Below are 2013 nucleotides of genomic sequence, written 5' to 3'. Positions count from 1 at the left end.
AGTTGAGTAGACCACTAAATTCATTGTTAGGAGTCAGGAGTCAGGAGTCAGGAGTCAGGAGTTAGGAGTTAGGAGTCAGGAGTCAAGAGTTAGGAGTGAAGAGTAAGTATCATTGTGGTTTATTCATCATTAAACCGCTGTAATGCTCAAGCAACGTCCCTACAGGGGATGGAGAGATGGGGAGCAAAATTGTTGTTGGGTTACCCGGACGGGATCTTGCTACGTTATACCTCTTAATCCGTATATCCGTGCCATAATCCGTGTGAGCGCCTCAACCCAACCTACTAAAACTTACCTTTCTAATTCCTCAACTGACTTAGGAACTCCGGCAGTTAATACTTTACATCCTTCCTCCGTAACCAAAACATCATCCTCAATTCTTACCCCAATTCCGCGCCAACGATCGTATACTTCTGGTTGACCTGCCACCGGTTTAATATTAGGACCAATATAAATACCAGGTTCCACAGTTAACACCTGTCCTGGTTGTAAATTTTGCGGTTCTTCTCCCCATTGATAAACACCCACATCATGCACATCTAAACCCAACCAATGTCCGGTTCTGTGCATATATAAATGCTTATATTTTTCCTTTTCAATTATTTCATCAATATTCCCTTTTAACATTCCTAAATCCATCAATCCTTCCACTAAAACTCGCACCGCCGTATCGTGAATTTGCTTATAAGGATTCCCCGGTTTTACCTGTTCAATTGCTGCTAACTGCGCCCTTAAAACTAACTCATAAATAACCCTTTGTTCCGGTGTAAATTTCCCACTAATTGGAAAAGTCCGAGTAATATCAGAATTATAATAATTGTAAGCAGCTCCAGCATCAATTAACAACAAATCATTTTCTCGCATTTGCCGATTATTTTCTATGTAATGAAGAATGCAAGAATTAGCACCAGAAGCAACAATAGAAGGATAAGCAGGAGTAGCTCCATGACGAGAAAATATATACTCCATTTCCGCTTGAATTTGATATTCAAATTTCCCAACTTCAGCAAACCTCATAGCATGGTTATGAGCATCAACAGCAATATCAGCAGCTTTCTGCATTTGCTCCAATTCCACATCACTTTTAATCAAACGCATGGGATGTAAAATTGTACCTGAATCTTGAATTGCTGTTGGTCCAATGCCATATTTGGGATAGACTCGCATCAAATTTTGCCAATGTTTAAACACTGTTTCATTAAAGTTGCGATCGCGCCCCAAACGATAATAAATTTTATCTGCCTTTTTCAAATATTGGGGCAATTTTTGATTTAACTCATTAATAGAAAAAGCTGCATCTGCACCGTACCTTTCCTTAGCAACTTCCACACCAGTGAGATAACCACTCCAAGTTTCTTTTTCGGGATCTTTTGGTTGTACAAACAAAATAAATTTATGTTTTTCATGGTGAGGAGCAATAACTGCCACTGCTTCCGGTTCATTAAAACCTGTTAAATAAAAAAAGTCGCTATCTTGACGATAGGAATATTCTATATCATTGTGCATGACAGCCATCGGCGCACTTCTGAAAATAGCAGTACCGTTGCCAATTTTTGCCATTAAATTTTCCCGTCGTTGTTTGTATTCTGAGTAATTTGTCATGGTTTATTTGTTATAAGTTTAGAAGAAAAAAGTTAGCAGGAAGAAGTTAGAAAGAGACGATTTTATCTGTCCAAGGAAATAGATAAAATCAACTTAGCTCTAATACCAACAGGACTTACGTAGGCAAACCCAGAAACCCGGTTTCTCGTAGAACTTTACTGTTCAAAACAACGATTTATCATAGAAACCGGGTTTCTTTGCGTAAGTCCTAACCAAATTATTTGTATTAAGCTTCTTTAGTACAGATACATCAAGTCCGGCAATTCCCGGTAAAAGTCGGGAAAACCGTTCATAGTAATGTGATGGCAGAACCATCAACATTTGCGGTATCTCGCAATGCTTTGAGGAATATCCCCAAAGCGCCGTTCCAATCTCTCGGCATTGAGTGACCACCCATTGCGGGCAAGATGA

Annotated in this window: 1 protein-coding gene; it reads right to left on the bottom strand. The window is 39.2% G+C overall.

What is annotated here, in order from left to right; genetic code table 11:
* Positions 1 to 291 precede the first annotated feature (291 nt).
* A complete protein-coding gene (locus F6K40_RS39915; RefSeq protein ID WP_293145784.1) occupies positions 292 to 1602 on the bottom strand; it encodes an aminopeptidase P N-terminal domain-containing protein in 1311 nt (436 codons plus the stop codon).
* Positions 1603 to 2013: the final 411 nt, after the last annotated feature.

Origin of the sequence: Okeania sp. SIO3I5 (genome assembly GCF_010672085.1) — a bacterium.
In the GTDB taxonomy this organism is placed as follows: domain Bacteria; phylum Cyanobacteriota; class Cyanobacteriia; order Cyanobacteriales; family Microcoleaceae; genus Trichodesmium.
Note: the sequence above shows the minus strand (reverse complement) of the source record. Positions and strands in the feature narration are given on the sequence as shown.

Excerpts from the sequence above, each read along its gene's own strand:
- F6K40_RS39915 (WP_293145784.1), bottom strand. The coding sequence starts at position 1,602 with ATGACAAATTACTCAGAATACAAACAACGACGGGAAAATTTAATGGCA.